Here is a 16,202-nt window from a genome sequence, read left to right on the forward strand (position 1 = left end):
ACGCGGGGCCCGCGTCTGTTCCTCCAGTTCCAGGAACCGGTCACAGCCGCCATGTTTCCCGCTAGAATGCATCCATGAAACACGCTGATTCTATATCCTCTCGCAGCCGCCGCGCTCTGCTTCGATCGACGCTCGGCGCAGCCGCCCTCATCGCATTCCCAACGCGCATCCTGGCCGCACCTCCGGGCTTCGAGGAATGGCGTGAGGGTTTTCGCGGTCGTGCAATGGCCAAGGGCATCTCGGCTGCGACATGGCAGCGCGCGATGGCGCGGGTCGAGCCCGACATGAGCGTCTTCAAGCAAATGCGCAACCAGCCCGAATTCCACGAGCAGGTCTGGCAATACATCAATCGCCGCGTCTCCGACTGGCGCATCATCAACGGCAAGATCGCGCTGAAGAACAACGAGGCGCTGCTCGCGCGCATCGAGCGCGATTTCGGCGTCGAGCGCGGTACGCTGCTGGCGCTGTGGGGCGTCGAGTCCGCCTATGGCGATCCGCTGGTGCAGCAGAACCACATGACGCCGGTGTTTCCCTCTCTCGCCGCCCTCGCCTGGAACGAGCCGCGCCGAAAAGCCTATTGGGAAACTGAGCTGATCAACGCGCTGCGCATCGTCGACAACGGTTGGAGCACGCCTGAGCAGATGCAGGGATCCTGGGCCGGCGCAATGGGGCATTCGCAATGGATGCCGGAAGTCTGGCTCAATGTCGGCATCGACTATGACGGCGACGGCAAGGTCTCGCCGTTCGGCAAGCCCGACGATGCCCTGGGCTCGACCGCAAAATATCTCGTCAATCGCGGCAAATGGCACCGCGGCGAGCATTGGGGCTACGAGGTGCGCACGCCCGGTGAGATGAGCGGCAGCCGGACCTATGCGGCTTGGCAGGCGGCCGGCGTCACCCGCGCCGACGGCCAGCCGTTTCCGCAAGCCTCCGCATCCGCGCAGATGTGGACGCCGGTTGCAGGCGGGCCGACATTTCTGCTGGGACCGAATTTCAACGCGGTGAAGAGCTACAATCCCTCGATGAACTATGCGCTGGCGATCTGCCATCTCGGCGACCGCTGCCTCGGCGCCCCGCCTTTCATCCAGCCATTCCCCGGCTCCGAGCGCGCATTGACGCTCGCCGAGGTGCAGGAGATGCAGACGCGCCTGACCAAGGCGGGTTTCGATACCGGCGGCACCGATGGCCGTGTCGGCAACGACACCATGAAAGCGATCAAGGACTTTCAGCAGCGCGCGGGCATCACGCCTGCGGACGGCTATGGCGGGCTGAAGGTGCTGGCGAAGCTGCGCCAGGGGTCTTAGTTATGGCTCCATCCGGGCTACGACGCGATCGCTAGTGCCGGTACTGCGGCTCTTCCGCATCGAGCTGGCGGCGGATTGCGGCAAGATGCAGCCGCGCGGATTCGGAATCTCCCTCGCGCATCTGCCTGTAGGTTTCGGCCGCAATCGCGGGATCGACCGGCAGCACCTGTCGCCCGGTCGACATCGCCAACACCTGCACCTCGGCGGCGCGTTCGAGATAATAAAGATCGTCCCAGGCCTCCGCGATGGTCGGCGCCAGCACCATCACGCCGTGATGCTTCATGAAGATGATGTCGGCATCCCCCACGGCCGACGCGATGCGTGCGCCTTCGCGGTTGTCGAGTGCGAGGCCGTTGTAGTCGCGGTCCACGGCCGTTCGACCGTAGAATTTGAGCGCGGTCTGGCCGGCCCAGATCAGCGGATCCCCCTCGGTCATCGACAGCGCCGTGGCGTAGGGCATGTGGGTGTGGAAGGCGACCTTGGCGCGCGGCAGGCGCTTGTGCATCTCGGCATGGATGTAGAACGCGGTCGCCTCGGGCACGCCCTCGCCGTCGAGCACATTGCCGTGGAAGTCGCAGATCAGAAGTTTTGACGCGGTCAGCTCGCGGAAGGCGTAGCCGTAAGGGTTGACCAGGAAGAGATCGTCATGGCCCGGCACCACGGCCGAGAAGTGGTTGCAGATGCCCTCCTCAAAGCCGTTGCGCGCCGCCATCCTAAAGCAGGCGGCAAGATCCTCGCGCGCGCTGCGGATCGCGTCGCTCGCGAGATCCGGACGGTTCGATCGAAACGTTGCTGGCGTGGATGACGAAGAGTCAAGGCTGTGCGCCATGGCGGAAGGACACCTCTGTCGGTCGGAAGACGCCCGCGTTGTACAGGTCCGACGCCTGCGCGTCAGCCCCCGCGGGCGCCACCCTGCCCTTCGCAGCCCGCGCGGCGGGCTATTGCCGCCGCTGTACGCCGCCGGCATTCATGCCGCCGTCGATGACGAGCTCGCTGCCGGTGACGTAGCGCGAGGCATCGGAGGCCAGATACAGCACGCCAGAGGCAATTTCCGCAGCCTGACCGGCGCGGCCGAGCGGCGTTACGACGCGCGCACGCTCCTCGGGATCGATCGGCGCATTGCCCTGGTTGCCGGTCGCGCCGGTCGGGATCTTGCCCCAAATCGGTGTGTCGATGATGCCGGGATGGACGGAGTTGACGCGGATGCCGTCACAGGCCGCCGCGCACTCCATCGCGATCGATTTTGCGAACAGCCGCACGCCGCCCTTGGTCGCCGAATAGGCCGACAGCCCGGGCGCGCCGCGCAGGCCCGCGAGCGAGGACATCATGACGATCGAGCCGCCGCCGGTCTTGCGCATCAGGGGCAGGCAATGCTTGACCGAGAGGAAGACGCCGTCGAGGTTGATCGCGTTCTGCTTGCGCCAATCGCTGAGCGTCATGTCGACGATCGAGGGCACGGCAATGCCGATGCCGGCGTTGGAGACGAGAATATCGAGCCGGCCAAAGCGCTTCGCGATCTTGGCTGTGATCTCGATCCAGCGCTCTTCGCTGGTGACGTCCTGCTCCAGGAAAATCGCCTTGCCACCGGCCTTGGTGATGCGATTGGCGAGCTCGGGGCCGCGCAGCTCGTCGATGTCGGTGGCGATGACGGTGGCGCCCTCGCGCGCGAACATCTCGACGACGGCCTCGCCGATGCCGGAGGCGCCGCCGGTCACCAGCGCGACCTTGCCCTCAACCTGCCCTGCCATGTTCACTCCCTTTTTTGCTATTCGTTTTTTGTTGTTTGCCGGACCTATCTAATCATGGATGGTCCCTGGTCGGGTAGCGCGACGTCGACGACGCGGAATTGCACACGCTCGGCGCCTTGGTAGCGATCGAGCGACAATGATCCCGCGACATGCAATTGCTGGCCGCGATTGGCAACGAGCGCATTGCCGAGCTTCTGTCCGATCGAACGGAACGCGATGCCGTTGACGATGGCGCCGTCGCCCGACTTGAAGCGTAGCCTCAAATGTGCCTGTCCCACCTCGTCGGCATAGACGAGCTGGTGCGCCGGCAGCGCCAACACGACTTCCGGATTGCCGCTGCCGAAGGGACCGGCGCGGTTGAGCGTCGTTGCAAGCTCGGTCGTCACCGCGCGCGCGGAGACCGCGCCGTCGATGTAGAGCTCGTTGACGTGGCGCGCCTCGGCAACGTCGCGGGCCAACGCATGCTCGAGGTAGGCGCGAAATTCGGCGAGCTTTTCCTTGCGCAGCGTGACGCCCGCGGCCATGGCGTGGCCGCCGCCCTTGAGCAGAATGCCGTCGGCGACCGCCTGGCGCACGGCCTTGCCGAGATCGACTCCGGCAATCGAGCGGCCGGATCCGGTGCCGATGCCGCCGGGCTCCAGCGCGATCGCGAAGGCGGGCCGCGAGAACTTCTCCTTCAACCGGGACGCAACGAGACCGACCACGCCGGGATGCCAGCCTTCGGAGGCCGTCACGAGCACGCCGATCTTGTCCTCGAGCCCGATCGAGGCGAGCGCCTCGGCTTCGGCCTGCGCTTCGGCCGCCTGCTCGATGATCCGGCGCTCGCTGTTGAGGCGGTCGAGTTCGGCGGCGATCCGCGCGGCCTCGACGCTGTCACCCTCCAGAAGCAGCCGCACGCCGAGATCGGCGCGGCCGATGCGGCCGCCGGCATTGATGCGCGGCCCCAGCATGAATCCGAGATGCCAGGCCTCCGGCGGGCCGTTGAGCCGCGCCACGTCCATCAGCGCGGTGTGGCCGACATGGTCGCGCCGCCGCATCGCGATCAGGCCTTTGGCGACGAAAGCGCGGTTGAGACCGATCAGCGGCGCGACGTCGGCAACCGTGCCGAGCGCAACGTGATGCAGCATGCCGAGCAAATCCGGCTCGGGCATCTCCGCGGTCCAGAAGCCGCGCTGGCGTAATTCACGATTGACCGCGACCAACGTCACCAGCACGAGGCCGACGGCGGCGAGATGGCCGAGGCCGGAGAGATCATCGAGCCGGTTCGGATTGACCAGCGCATCGACCAGCGGCAGCTCCGTGCCGGCTTGGTGATGGTCGATCACGACGACGGACATGCCGAGACGTTTTGCTTCGGCGAGCGGCTCGATGCTGGTGGTGCCGCAATCGACGGTGACGAGCAGCGTGGCGCCCTTTTCGGCCAGCGCACGCACGGCTTCCGTGTTGGGCCCGTAGCCCTCGAAGATGCGGTCGGGAATGTGGATCAGCGGATCGAGCCCGCAATGGCGCAGATGCCAGGTCAGCAGCGCCGCCGAGGTCGCGCCGTCGACATCGTAATCGCCGAAGATCGCGACCTTCTCACCGTTCCCTGCGGCATCCGCGATCCGCTTCGCGGCGGCCTCCATCTCCGTCACCGTGAACGGGTCCGGTAGGAGCTTGCGGATGGTTGGATCGAGGAAATCTGCGACAGCGTCGCTGTCGACACCACGGCCCGCCAGCACCCGCGCCAGCAGCTCGGGCAGTTGGTGGCGCTGCACGATGGCAAGCGCCTTCGCCGCCCCGCGCCCATCCAGCCGGTCGCGCCAGAGCTTGTCGGTGAGCGAGCGCGCCACCCCCAGGAATGCCTGGGGCGCTTCGACGGGCAAGGCGGTGGCGGGCGGCGTCATGAACAGCGGTCGGTTTGAGGAACCTGGGAGCCGGAGGTATTGCATCGCCCGGCCGACGGAACGATTGGCCCGCAATCCCCCGGGATTTGCAATGTCTGCGCCGCACAAAGCGGTGGATTGCCGCTTTGCTGCGCGGACTGACTATCATTTGAGCATTCCGCAAAACAGCAAATTAAGCAGGCGTTAGGCGGAATCTTCGAAAAAGAATTGTATTCGATCTGTCAGTGATTGTTCCGGGTTCGTTGCAGATCAGACCTCATTGCCAAGGGAAGCCCCCGATGTCTGCTGCGCTGGGTCTCAAAGCCAAGCCGATCGCAAATGAATCCGCCGAGGATGATTCCGACATCTCCGCGCTGATCAACCGCCTCACGGCGGAGGTCAACCAGATCGCGGTCGACAAGACCAAGTCGATCCAGCAGATCACCAACCAGATGAAGATGCTGGCACTGAACGCGCTGATCGAAAGCTCGCGCGCCGGCGCGCAGGGCGCAGGCTTCGCCGTGGTGGCGCAGGAGGTCCGCGGCGTCGGCCAGCAGGTCGAGACCATCGCCCGCGAGCTCGAAAGCCAATTGACGAAACGGACCGGCGATCTCGTCTCCTCGATCGACCGGATGAGCCAGCGCTCGCGCGGCGAGCGCATGGTCGATTTGTCGCTCAACGCCATCGAGCTGATCGACCGCAACCTCTATGAACGGACCTGCGACGTGCGCTGGTGGGCGACCGATTCCGCGTTGGTCGATTGCGCGGCCTCGCCCGACGGCGCGGCCGTGTCCCATGCCTCGCAGCGTCTCGGCGTGATCTTGGGGGCCTACACCGTCTATCTCGACCTCTGGCTCTGCGACCTCGATGGCAACGTCATCGCCAACGGCCGCGCCGATCGGTTTCACGCCGTCGGCCAGAACGTCGCCCACACCAAATGGTTTCGCGAGGCCAAGACCCTGCGCTCCGGCGACGACTATGTCGCCGGCGACGTCGAGAACCAGCCGCTGCTCGGCAACGCCCAGGTCGCGACCTATTGCGCCAGCGTCCGCGCCGGTGGACAGGCCAACGGCACGCCGATCGGGGTGCTCGCCATCCATTTCGACTGGGAGGCACAGGCCCGCGCCATCGTGCAAGGCGTGCGTGTCGGCGACAGCGACAAGGCGCGCGTGCTGCTGGTCGATTCCAATCTTCGCGTGATCGCCGCTTCCGACGGACAAGGCATTCTCAGCGAACGCATCTCGCTGTCGCTCAATGGCCAGCGTTCCGGCTTCTATCAGGACAGCTCGGGCACGCTGGTCGCGTTCCATGCCACCCCGGGCTACGAGACCTATCGGGGTCTGGGCTGGTATGGCGTGATCGTCTGCGGGGCGTAAAGCTGAAGGCGGCCTGCCTATCCAACTCAAAACCGTGAAAACAACCCCATGCACAGTAGCCATCTGGTTGTTTTCATGACGGTTTTTTTCGCCGTTTCACGCCGGCAAAACACCGGCACGCATGCCATCATGGCGTCGTTCGCGGTCCAGACTCAGAGCGCTAGGCTCCGGTGATATCGTCTTCGACGGCCTGCATCGTCGCAATTCCAAGCGTTTGCGACGGACGCTCCCCGAACATTGCCAGGTAATATTGCGAAAACCGGCCGAGCTCGTAAAAGCCCTGTTGCATGGCGACGGCTGTCACGGTGGTCGAGCCAGGTGCGCTCTGGTGCAGGATCGAATGAACAGCGCAGAGACGCTTGTGCCTGAGGAAGGTGACCGGGCCGAGACCGAATACCTCCTGAAAGGCGCGGTGGAGGGTGCGCCGCGATACGCCGAGCGCCGCGCAAATTTCCGACACGTGCACCGGACGGGTGCCCGCGTCGTCGAGAAACTCCTCGACCTTGCGAATCAGCCGTCGCGCGGAAGGCAGCCAGCCGTTGCCATCGGGTGGCAGCGACGACGCGACGTTGGCAGCCATGCATTCGGCGATCGATCGTTTCCAGAAATCGGCCGTTGATGGCGTCAGCCCATATTTGTTGTCGCGTAGGTGCGACATGATCCGGACCAGGCGGCGCGAGGCGATCGCGCCGGTCTCGATGTGCGCGCGGAAATGACCGCGGCTGCGCCAAGTGTCGGGGTCGCTCAGCCGTGCTTCTCCGCCGAACAGCGTCGCGACCTCGTTGAGGTCGAACCGCATGGCGGCGTAGGCGGAGCCGCCGTGAAAAACACCGTCATGTTCGAGCCGCGGCGGAATGACGAGCACATCGTTGAGCTGCATGTCGAACGACCAGTGGGCGACGCGCTCTTCGGCCGCGAGCAGCATCCCGATGATCAGTCTGTCGTCGCTGGAAACCCGCTGCGTGCGCATGCCGACGTTGAAAGCACCAATGCTGAGCGAGAAGTCGCCGATTCCGACATGGGATAAAGTTCCGCGCAACCGACCGCGGCCGAGTTGCATCACATCGACATGCGAGCCGTGGACGGCCTGCTGAAGACCTTCGAAACCATCCAGCTTGCGCGAATCAACCAGAAGGAATTGCCCCATGGCTGTACCGTGTTACTGAAGCGCGACAATTCTGCGGCACGCGATAGCAAAGTACCACTACAACGCGAGGTGGGTACGACAAGCTGACTTCGCGTTTTCAGGCAAGTCATCGCCGAATTTGTCGCAAGATTTGCTCTCAAATGCCTCTGCACTGAAGGATCTGAGCCATGGGGCACTAGGTCTCACTGCCCGGGCAGACTGGCACAAATTGCACATCACAGCCGTCCAATCTTCGAGTATCATTTGCAACCTTAGCGATATTAAGCGGAAGCGTTCTGCGGGTGGCAGAGCGCACGCGGCATGGATTTGCCGCGTGTTCGAAGACGTGCGTGCAAAGGAAAGAGATGTGGACGCAATGCAGCGTCCTCCTCTGCCCGGAGCGCCAAAAAAGTGGGGGACCAGACAATGCGTCCAATGGGCCGGGCAAGGAGCCATCGTCGAAGTCTGCCAGAGGTAGCGCAGTAGCATCGGGAGGAATGCGGGTATCGGAGCTTCCACCATGTTGCGAGCGGATCTGGATCACTGCGAGTGGTTGCCGGATGATTTGAAGACCGGCGAGATGGTCTTCATTCCCGGCGGAACCTTTCGCATGGGGTCCGACCATCATTATCCGGAGGAAGCGCCGAGCCATCGCGTCGCTGTCGACGGCTTCTGGATGGACCGCACGCCGGTGACCAACCGACAGTTCAAGCAGTTCGTCAACGCAACCGGCCATGTCACCGAGGCGCAGATCGTTCCCGATCCGAACGATTATCCAGGCGCGCTGGCAGAGATGCTGTACGCGGGATCGCTGGTGTTCTCACCGCTGCCGCGCATCACCGATCTGACCGATTGGAGCCAGTGGTGGACATTCTTGCGCGGCGCCAACTGGCGTCATCCCTATGGTCCCGGCAGCAACATCAAGGACCTCGACGACCATCCCGTCGTTCACGTCTCCTTTAGCGATGCGGCAGCGTATGCCCACTGGGCCGGCAAGGACTTGCCGACGGAGGCGGAGTGGGAGTTCGCCGCGCGTGGCGGCCTCGAGGCGGAGGAATACGCCTGGGGCGATGCGCTGGTGCCGGGCGGCAAGCACATGGCCAATATCTGGCAGGGCAACTTCCCCGTCCAGAATCTCGGCGAGGATGGGTACGAGCGTACCTCGCCGGTCATGGCCTTCCCGCCGAACGGCTACGGTCTCTACGACATGATCGGCAACGTCTGGGAGTGGACCTCCGACTGGTGGTCGTCGAAGCACGCCGCCGACGCTGCAAAGCCCTGCTGCATCCCCAAAAATCCCCGCGGCGGCGGTGAGCACACAAGCTACGACCCTCGCCTCCCCGACATCCAGATTCCGCGCAAGGTCCTCAAGGGCGGCTCGCATCTTTGCGCGCCGAACTATTGCCGCCGATATCGCCCGGCTGCGCGGCACGCCGAGCCGGTCGATACCTCGACCGGCCATGTCGGGTTCCGCTGCGTGGTGCGAATGCCGTCTGTAACCGAACGCCAACGAGACGGACGTGCTGCAATCTAGCGAGCGCCGCTGGCGGATGCCGGCGTCAGCGGTGCGCTCCGTGCGTCGGACTATTTCGATACGCAACTTTATCTATCGGCGATTGGACAGACGTCTTCAGCATTTTTGGACAAGGCAGGCCGGTTACAGGCAAGAGCCTGCCCCATTTCCCCGGTAAGAGTCGCCTCATCGCTTTCGCGACGCGGGCGCCGTCGATCCTGAAAGGCTCGCGCTCGCAACGTGCCGAGGAGATAGGCCATGAAGATCGTCGTGATCGGCGGGACCGGATTGATCGGATCCAAGCTCGTAACGAAGCTCAAGCAACAAGGCCACGACGCTGTTGCGGCTTCGCCGAAGTCAGGCGTGAACGCCGTGACCGGGGAAGGCCTCGCAGCCGTGCTGGCGGGTGCGGATGTCGTGGTTGACGTTGCCAACGCGCCGTCCTGGGAGCCTGCCGCCGTGCTCGAATTCTTCGAGCGTTCGAGCAAAAACCTCGCTGCGACCGAGGCGGCTGCGGCCGTGAAGCATCATGTGGCGCTCTCGATCGTCGGGACCGAGCGCTCGCCCGACATCGCCTATTTTCGTGCCAAGCTGGCGCAGGAGACCATCGTCAAGGCATCTCCGGTCCCCTACTCGATCGTCCGCGCCACCCAGTTCTTCGAATTCCTCAGCGCCATCGGTGACATGGGTGCGGCCGAGGGCCGGATCGTCGTTCCATCGGCATTGTTTCAGCCGATCGCAGCCGAGGACGTCGCCGATCGCCTTGCGGAGGTCGCGATGGGCCAGCCGCTCAACGGCACGATCGATATCGCAGGACCTGAGAAGGCGCCCTTCAACGAATTCATCGCACGGCGCCTGAAGGCGTCCGGCGACGCTCGACCCGTGGTGGGAGACCCAAAGGCGCCGTACTACGGCGCTCCCATCGACGACACATCGCTGAACCCTCTCGGCGAGGCGCGGCTCGGCAAAACGTCGCTCGCAACATGGCTCGCGAGACTTTGAGGAGATTCCCATGCGCAGATTGCTGATCGCAACCGCTGTTTATGCCGCATCATTCCTGACGACCCATGCCGCCGAGACGGCGCCACCCACGGCCAAGGTGACGGTCGTGTTCGACCAGGCGCTGCCCAATGTTCCGGGCAAGAGCATGAAAGGCGTGCTGGTCGAGTATGGTCCCGGAGGGTCCTCACCGGCCCACATCCACGCGCCCTCGGCTTTCATCTACGCCACTGTCCTGGAAGGCGCGATCCGCAATCAGGTCAATGACGGCCCCGCCAAGGTCTTTCACAAGGGCGAGAACTTCTCTGAAAAGCCCGGCGACCGTCATGCCGTCAGCGCCAATGCCAGCGACACCGAACCCGCAAAATTGCTGGCTGTCTTCGTGGTGGATACGGCCGACAAGGAGCTGACGATGCCGATCCCGAAATAGCGCACAATCGGCGAGCGGCGTTGCCACCTCGAGGCGTTCGTTCATCCGGGGCTGCCCACGAATGCCACCGGCGTGCCTTTCGAGACACGGCCGGCGACGCGCTCGGCATCCCAATTGGTCAGACGCACGCAGCCGTGAGATTCCGCCTTGGAAATCTTCTCCGGCGAAGGCGTGCCGTGAATGCCGTAGCCCTCGGCAGACAGGTTGATCCAGACCGTGCCGACCGGATTGTTCGGGCCGGGCTTGATGGTGAAGGGCTTGCGGGAATGGACGCCCTTGAAACGATAAGCGGGATTGTAGCGATAGTACGGATTTCGGCTGACTTCCGTGACCTTGAGCGTGCCTGAAGGCGACGGCTTCTCTTCGCTGCCGACCGTCGCGGGATAAAATCCGATCAGCGCATTCGATTTGTCGAACAGTTTTACAGTCTGCCTGACCTTGTCGACCTCGATCCTGTCGGCCTTGGTGGAGATGCCCTCGCCTGCGCCTGATGTGTCCACCACGACGATGGTGTCGCCGGCGCGATCGAAATGGCGCCCGGAGTTGAGCGCGGCCAGAAGCTGCTCGCTCATGTGAAATTTCTCGGCCAGGGCCTCGCGCGCACTGGTGAAGCCTAGCTTTGTAAGCTCCATCATGTCCTCCATCTTCGACGGCAGCTTTTTCAGGAAAGGACCCGCCACGTCCTGCTCGGTGATGGCATAGGTCATCGTCACCGGCCGGTCGTCCGCCCGTAACGCGGTCCAGACATCGTCCGTCACGGTGTCCGAAACCGGCAGCTGCCGCGCTTCGGCATAGGCCCGCAACGCCTTTTTGGCGTTCTCGCCGAACCTGCCGTCGATCTCGCCGGGCGAGAAGTGCGCGCGGTCCAGCAGGACCTGCAACCGGACACCCGCCGCGGTCGGCTTATCGTTCGACAGGGTTTTCTTCGACGGCTCAGCGACCTTGATGGCAGCGGCGTCGATCTCCGCGGCGAACGCCGGCGGCGCAGCCAGAGCGAAGACCAGAAAGATGCAAATCTGCCCCGCTTTTCCGAGCGACATCGCCGGGTCCTTTCACGTTTCCGACGGTTCAGTGATCAACTCCCGAGCCGCGGCGGCAGCCAGTTTGCGGTACTGGTCTTCGTACTGCCTCGCCATTCGGCTCGCGGAAAAGCGCTCCTCGAAGCGGGCGCGCACCTTCCTTCGATCCAGCTTGCCCAATTCGCCGACTGCCCTGACGGCCTGCTCCTCGTTCTCGACGATGAAGCCTGTCAATCCGTGCTCGACGACTTCGGGGACAGAGCCGGAGCGATAGGCGATCACCGGGGTTCCGCATGCCATGGCTTCGATCATGACCAGCCCAAACGGCTCCGGCCAGTCGATCGGAAACAACAGCGCAGCGGCTTCGGCAAGGAAGGGCTGTTTCTTCGCGTCATCGACTTCACCAACAAGCTGGATGTTCTTACCGTCGATGTTGGGCTCGATGTGCTTCCTGAAGTAGGCTGTCTCGGCGCGGGGGACCTTCGCGGCGATGCGGAGGGGCATCTGGACCGCACGTGCGATGCGAATGGCGTCTTCCGGACCTTTGTCTGCGGTGAGACGCCCGAGAAACGCCAAATAGGACCCCTGTTCGTAGGACGGACGAAACAGGTTGGACGGCAGCCCGTGCTGGATGGTTCCGATCCATTTCGCATCGGGAAGCGGCAGGCGCTGATGATCGGAAATCGACACAAAGCATGCTTCAGGGAATTGCCTGGCTACGTCGGGTAGCCCAGGCAAGTCGAGGCGACCGTGCATGGTCGTGAGGAACGGCACGCCGAGACGGCTGAGCAACGGCAACGACAGCCAGTCGACATGCGCGTGGATCACGTCGAACTCCTTCGCACGCCTTGCAATCGCCTCCATCAGCATGGCGCTCGCGGCCGTCGGGTCCGCCCCCTTCCGCCCGAGACGCAGCGCGCGTGGCCAAACCGGATGAAGCGCACCATTCGTCCTGGAATCGCCGCTCGCAAACAGCGTGACCTCGTGGCCGAGCTCGACCAGCCCATCCACCAGCCAGGCCACTACCCGCTCGGTGCCGCCGTAAAGTTTCGGAGGGACGCTTTCGGCGAGGGGAGCAATCTGAGCGATGCGCATGAGAGGCTACCCGTTAAACCGCCGCACGCACGACCAGAATGATCGCGGCGGACAGAAGGTTCGAAATCGCGAGCAGCGTCCAATTCGGCCTGGCACTTGCGGCCGCGACCCGGCAGACGAGCCCTTCCATGAGCCTCAACATTCGTCGTCAGGAAGCCGATCGAGGAAGGCAATCCCGAATTGCGTGAGTTCTTCGGCATCGCTCCCGCGCGCTTTCCATCTCCCTTGCAGATGACGCTCAAGCAGGCAGCGACGACTATCCGCGGCATCGACGTGGCGATGCCGGGCGCGGTAAACGGACCAAGCAATATCCACCGCCGTTCGTAGCGGGTCGTCGTCGACCATGTTCCAACTCCGAGATTGGAGACGTTCATGCGACGGCAACTCGTTACGAGGACGGAAGTTTCCACTTCTTCCCGGAAAGTCCGAAACTGCGCGGCCACCGCAGACACAAGCAGGCGCCCACCTCCCCGTCGGAGAAATCAGGCGACGCGACGCACGGCCATCTCCGCGGCGAGCAACACCGCGGCACGACTGGCACCGACTGATGCAATGCCTTGGCCGGCGATGTCGTAGGCAGTGCCGTGCGCCGGCGTGCAGATCGGAAATGGAAAGCCGCCGAGCAACGTCACGCCGCGATCAAAGCCCATCAGCTTCATCGCGATCTGGCCCTGGTCGTGATACATCGTCAGCACTGCATCGAAGGCGCCGCTTTTGGCGCGCAGGAACACGGTGTCGGCCGGGAACGGCCCTTCGGCGGCAATGCCCTCGCGCTGGCCGGCCGCGACCACGGGTGCGATGACATCGATCTCCTCGCGGCCGAAATTACCGCCGTCGCCGGCATGCGGATTGAGACCGGCGACCGCGATGCGCGGCCGGGCGAAGCCGGCATTGCGCATGCAGGCATCAGTCAGCTTGAGCGCGCGATGGATACGTTCGCCGGACAGTCGCGCGGCGACGTCCTTGAGCGGGATGTGGGACGTCACGCGGGCGTTCCAGAGCCGGTCCAGCACATTGAACTCGCTTGCGGGAGTTTTGAGTCCGACCACTTCGGCGGAGAACGCGATCTCATCGTCATACTCGGCGCGGGCCAGCCGCATCGCCTGCTTGTTGAACGGCGTAAAGCAGGCGGCATCGACCCGGCCGTCGCGGCCGAGTTCGAGCGCGTGCTTGTAGTTGGCAAGCGCGAACTTGCCGCCGGCGAGGCTCGCGATCCCCTGCTGGACCTCGCCGGGATCGAGGTGGCCGAGATCGACGAACAGCGTCTCGCCCACCGCCTCGCGCAGATCGGCCCCCTGCTCCACCATGGTCAGCTCCGGCTTGACGCCGGCAACGCGCGCGCCATCGTCGAAGATGCGGCGGTCGCCGATCACGACGATCCGGCAGCGGGCGCGGATGTCGTCCTGCACCACGAGCTTTGCTGTCAATTCCGGGCTGATGCCAGCGGGATCTCCCATTGCTAGCGCAATGAGCGGCTTTGCGGTCATATGATCACCTTCTCTCGAGCGGTCTCTCGAGCTGTGTTCTGGACTGTCGTCTCGTGGATCGACGGCGCAGGCTTGCGCAGCAAGCGCGCAAGCTGCAGCACGAGCGGAAGCAGCAACAGCACGATGCCCGCCACGATCAGGCATGTCACCAGCTTGTTGGCGAAGAATATCCCGAGCGATCCCTTGGACATCAGCATCGACTGCCGGAACGCGTCCTCAGCCTTGTCGCCGATGACGATCGCGAGCACGAGTGGCGCCAGCGGATAGAACAGCTTCTTGAAGAGATAGCCGACGATTCCGAAGCCGAGCATCATGACGACATCGAGATAGGAGTTCGACACCGAATAGGCGCCGACAACGCAGATGATCACGATCAGCGGCGCGATGATCACGAAGGGAATCCGCATCAGCGCCGCAAAGACCGGCACGGTCAGCAGCACCAGCACAACGGCGACGATGTTGCCGACATACATCGACGCAATCAGGCCCCAGACAAAGTCCTTTTGGTCGACGAACAGCATCGGCCCGGGATTGAGGCCCCAGATCATGAGCCCGCCCATCATGACGGCCGCGGTGGCCGAGCCGGGAATGCCGAGCGAGAGCATGGGCAAAAGCGCGCTGGTGCCGGCGGCATGATCGGCCGTCTCCGGCGAGATGATGCCTTCGACCTCCCCCGTGCCGAAATATCGGCCGCGGCGCGAGAAGCGTCGGGCGATGCCGTAGCTCATGAACGACGCCGCAGTCGGACCGCCCGGCGTGATCCCCATCCAGCATCCGATGGCCGCGCTCCGCAGCAGCGCAACGCTATGGCGCGGCAGGCGGACGACGGCACGAAACACCTCGCGCCACTCTATCTTCGACGAGACTGCGCGGGCATGAAACTCTTCTTCGACGGCGACGAGCAGCTCGCCGATGCCGAACAGGCCCATCACCGCGACGACGAAGTTCACGCCTTTGACGAGCTCGTCGACACCCATGGTGAGGCGCACGCTGCCGGAGACCGTGTCGATGCCGATGGCGGCGATCGCAAAGCCGATCGCCAGCGCGACGACGGTCTTGATCGGGGCCGCCCCGCCCATGCCGACGAAGCTGGCGAAGGCCAGGAAATAGACTGCAAAATATTCCGCGGGCCCGAAGGCGAGTGCGACCTGTGCCACCCATGATGCGAGGAAGGTGATGAGGATGACGCCGATCAGCGCGCCGAACGCCGCCGAGCCAAAGGCGGTGGCGAGCGCCGTCGTCGGCCGTCCGTCGCGCGCCATCGGGTAGCCGTCGAAGGTGGTGGCGACAGACGACGGCTCGCCCGGGATGTTGAACAGGATCGAGGTCACGGACCCCCCGAATAACGCGCCCCAATACATGCTGGAGAGCAGGATGATGGCAGAGACCGGCTGCATGCCGAAGGTCAGCGGCAGCAGCAGCGACACCCCGTTCGGAGCACCCAGCCCAGGCAGCACGCCGACGAGAATGCCGAGCAGCACGCCGATCACCATCAGCGCCAGATGCGGCAGCGTGATCGCGATGCCAAAGCCGTGAAGGAGTTCCCCGAGATTGTCCATCGGCCTCTCCGTCAGAAGCCGAATGCCGCGGCGAGCGCGCCATGCGGCAAGCTCACCTGGAACATGCGCTCGAACACGACGTAGAGCGCAAGCGCTGTCGCCGCCGCCATGCCAAGCGCGCGCGGCACGGATTGTTGTCTGGGGATCGCCAGCACCGCGAAGATGTACAGCGCCGAGGCGACGTACATCCCGGCCAACGGGATCGCAGCCACGAAAATCGCGGCCGGCACGAACAGGCCGGCAAGCCGGCGTAGCTCGATCGATGTGATGGCAATTGGGACGTTCGCCAGTGACGCAACCGGCATCAAACCGCGCACCAGATTGTAGAGACTTCCGAGCACGATGATGATCCCGGTCAGGAACGGAAACGTCCCGGCGTCCACGCCCGCGCTTGACCAGCCGATGCCGTTGCCGAGACTGGAAACGACGACGGCCACACCAAAGCTGCCGGTGAGAACGGCGGTCGCAAGTTCGAGGGCGCGGCGCGAGATCATGGGCCGCTCCAGCGAAGCGCCAGATGTTTGCTCAGTCCTCGTCCTGAGGAGCGCGCTTTGGCGCGCGTCTCGAAGGACGGCTCCGGACGACATCCCATCCCCGGCCATCCTTCGAGACGCCCGCCTGCGGCGGGCTCCTCAGGATGAGGACGGTGGTTGAACTCGGCTGCGCGATCGAACGCCATCG

15 protein-coding genes are annotated in these 16,202 nt (G+C 64.2%); 5 read left to right on the forward strand and 10 right to left on the reverse strand.

What is annotated here, in order from left to right; all coding sequences use genetic code 11:
• Positions 1-74: 74 nt before the first annotated feature.
• Positions 75-1,304 carry a lytic murein transglycosylase gene (locus ABIB91_RS07580; protein ID WP_354167774.1) on the forward strand — a complete coding sequence of 410 codons (1,230 nt, stop codon included), beginning with the start codon at positions 75-77 and terminating at the stop codon, positions 1,302-1,304.
• Between the two features lie 31 nt (positions 1,305-1,335).
• Here the strand turns inward: ABIB91_RS07580 and ABIB91_RS07585 are convergent, their stop codons facing one another.
• The 3 genes from ABIB91_RS07585 to recJ form a co-directional block, all read right to left on the reverse strand.
• The gene (locus ABIB91_RS07585; protein ID WP_354167771.1) at positions 1,336-2,133 is read right to left on the reverse strand and encodes an aldolase; all 798 of its coding nucleotides are present in this window, start codon (positions 2,131-2,133) and stop codon (positions 1,336-1,338) included.
• Between the two features lie 109 nt (positions 2,134-2,242).
• On the reverse strand, positions 2,243-3,052 hold the full coding sequence (locus ABIB91_RS07590) for an SDR family NAD(P)-dependent oxidoreductase (RefSeq protein WP_354167768.1): 810 nt from the start codon (positions 3,050-3,052) through the stop codon (positions 2,243-2,245).
• 44 nt (positions 3,053-3,096) lie between these two features.
• Positions 3,097-4,938 carry a single-stranded-DNA-specific exonuclease RecJ gene (gene recJ / locus ABIB91_RS07595; protein ID WP_354167765.1) on the reverse strand — a complete coding sequence of 614 codons (1,842 nt, stop codon included), beginning with the start codon at positions 4,936-4,938 and terminating at the stop codon, positions 3,097-3,099.
• Between the two features lie 278 nt (positions 4,939-5,216).
• Here recJ and ABIB91_RS07600 point away from each other — a divergent pair, with 278 nt between their 5' ends.
• Positions 5,217-6,293 (forward strand): methyl-accepting chemotaxis protein, encoded by a 1,077-nt coding sequence (locus tag ABIB91_RS07600; protein ID WP_354167762.1) that lies wholly within the window; start codon positions 5,217-5,219, stop codon positions 6,291-6,293.
• Positions 6,294-6,453: 160 nt separating this feature from the next.
• On the opposite strand, the gene ABIB91_RS07605 is transcribed toward ABIB91_RS07600, so the two are convergent.
• Entirely contained in the window at positions 6,454-7,440 is a 987-nt protein-coding gene (locus tag ABIB91_RS07605; protein ID WP_354167759.1) for a helix-turn-helix domain-containing protein, read from the reverse strand.
• Between the two features lie 499 nt (positions 7,441-7,939).
• Here ABIB91_RS07605 and ABIB91_RS07610 point away from each other — a divergent pair, with 499 nt between their 5' ends.
• The 3 genes from ABIB91_RS07610 (at position 7,940) to ABIB91_RS07620 (ending at position 10,361) form a co-directional block, all read left to right on the forward strand.
• Positions 7,940-8,953: a formylglycine-generating enzyme family protein gene (locus ABIB91_RS07610; protein ID WP_354167756.1), complete on the forward strand. Its 1,014-nt coding sequence runs from the start codon at positions 7,940-7,942 to the stop codon at positions 8,951-8,953.
• Positions 8,954-9,190: 237 nt separating this feature from the next.
• Positions 9,191-9,934, forward strand: a complete 744-nt coding sequence (locus ABIB91_RS07615) for an SDR family oxidoreductase (protein WP_354167753.1) — start codon at positions 9,191-9,193, stop codon at positions 9,932-9,934.
• A gap of 10 nt (positions 9,935-9,944) precedes the next feature.
• Positions 9,945-10,361, forward strand: coding sequence for a cupin domain-containing protein (locus ABIB91_RS07620; RefSeq protein ID WP_354167750.1), 417 nt, complete (start codon positions 9,945-9,947; stop codon positions 10,359-10,361).
• 41 nt (positions 10,362-10,402) lie between these two features.
• Here ABIB91_RS07620 and ABIB91_RS07625 read toward each other — a convergent pair whose 3' ends face one another.
• The 6 genes from ABIB91_RS07625 to ABIB91_RS07650 all read right to left on the reverse strand — a co-directional run bounded on the left by ABIB91_RS07625 (position 10,403) and on the right by ABIB91_RS07650 (position 16,015).
• Positions 10,403-11,401: a L,D-transpeptidase family protein gene (locus tag ABIB91_RS07625; protein ID WP_219680279.1), complete on the reverse strand. Its 999-nt coding sequence runs from the start codon at positions 11,399-11,401 to the stop codon at positions 10,403-10,405.
• Positions 11,402-11,413: 12 nt separating this feature from the next.
• Positions 11,414-12,475, reverse strand: coding sequence for a glycosyltransferase family 4 protein (locus ABIB91_RS07630; RefSeq protein WP_354167746.1), 1,062 nt, complete (start codon positions 12,473-12,475; stop codon positions 11,414-11,416).
• A 135-nt stretch (positions 12,476-12,610) separates the two neighbouring features.
• Positions 12,611-12,820 (reverse strand): hypothetical protein, encoded by a 210-nt coding sequence (locus ABIB91_RS07635; protein WP_007591507.1) that lies wholly within the window; start codon positions 12,818-12,820, stop codon positions 12,611-12,613.
• 137 nt (positions 12,821-12,957) lie between these two features.
• Positions 12,958-13,962: a 4-hydroxythreonine-4-phosphate dehydrogenase PdxA gene (locus ABIB91_RS07640; protein ID WP_354167742.1), complete on the reverse strand. Its 1,005-nt coding sequence runs from the start codon at positions 13,960-13,962 to the stop codon at positions 12,958-12,960.
• Positions 13,959-15,521, reverse strand: a complete 1,563-nt coding sequence (locus ABIB91_RS07645; RefSeq protein ID WP_354167739.1) for a tripartite tricarboxylate transporter permease — start codon at positions 15,519-15,521, stop codon at positions 13,959-13,961. Before ABIB91_RS07645 ends, ABIB91_RS07640 begins: the two co-directional genes overlap by 4 nt.
• Positions 15,522-15,532: 11 nt before the next feature.
• The gene (locus tag ABIB91_RS07650; protein WP_354167736.1) at positions 15,533-16,015 is read right to left on the reverse strand and encodes a tripartite tricarboxylate transporter TctB family protein; all 483 of its coding nucleotides are present in this window, start codon (positions 16,013-16,015) and stop codon (positions 15,533-15,535) included.
• Positions 16,016-16,202: the final 187 nt, after the last annotated feature.

The organism is Bradyrhizobium sp. JR4.3, assembly GCF_040547695.1.
GTDB classification, from domain to species: Bacteria; Pseudomonadota; Alphaproteobacteria; order Rhizobiales; family Xanthobacteraceae; genus Bradyrhizobium; species Bradyrhizobium canariense.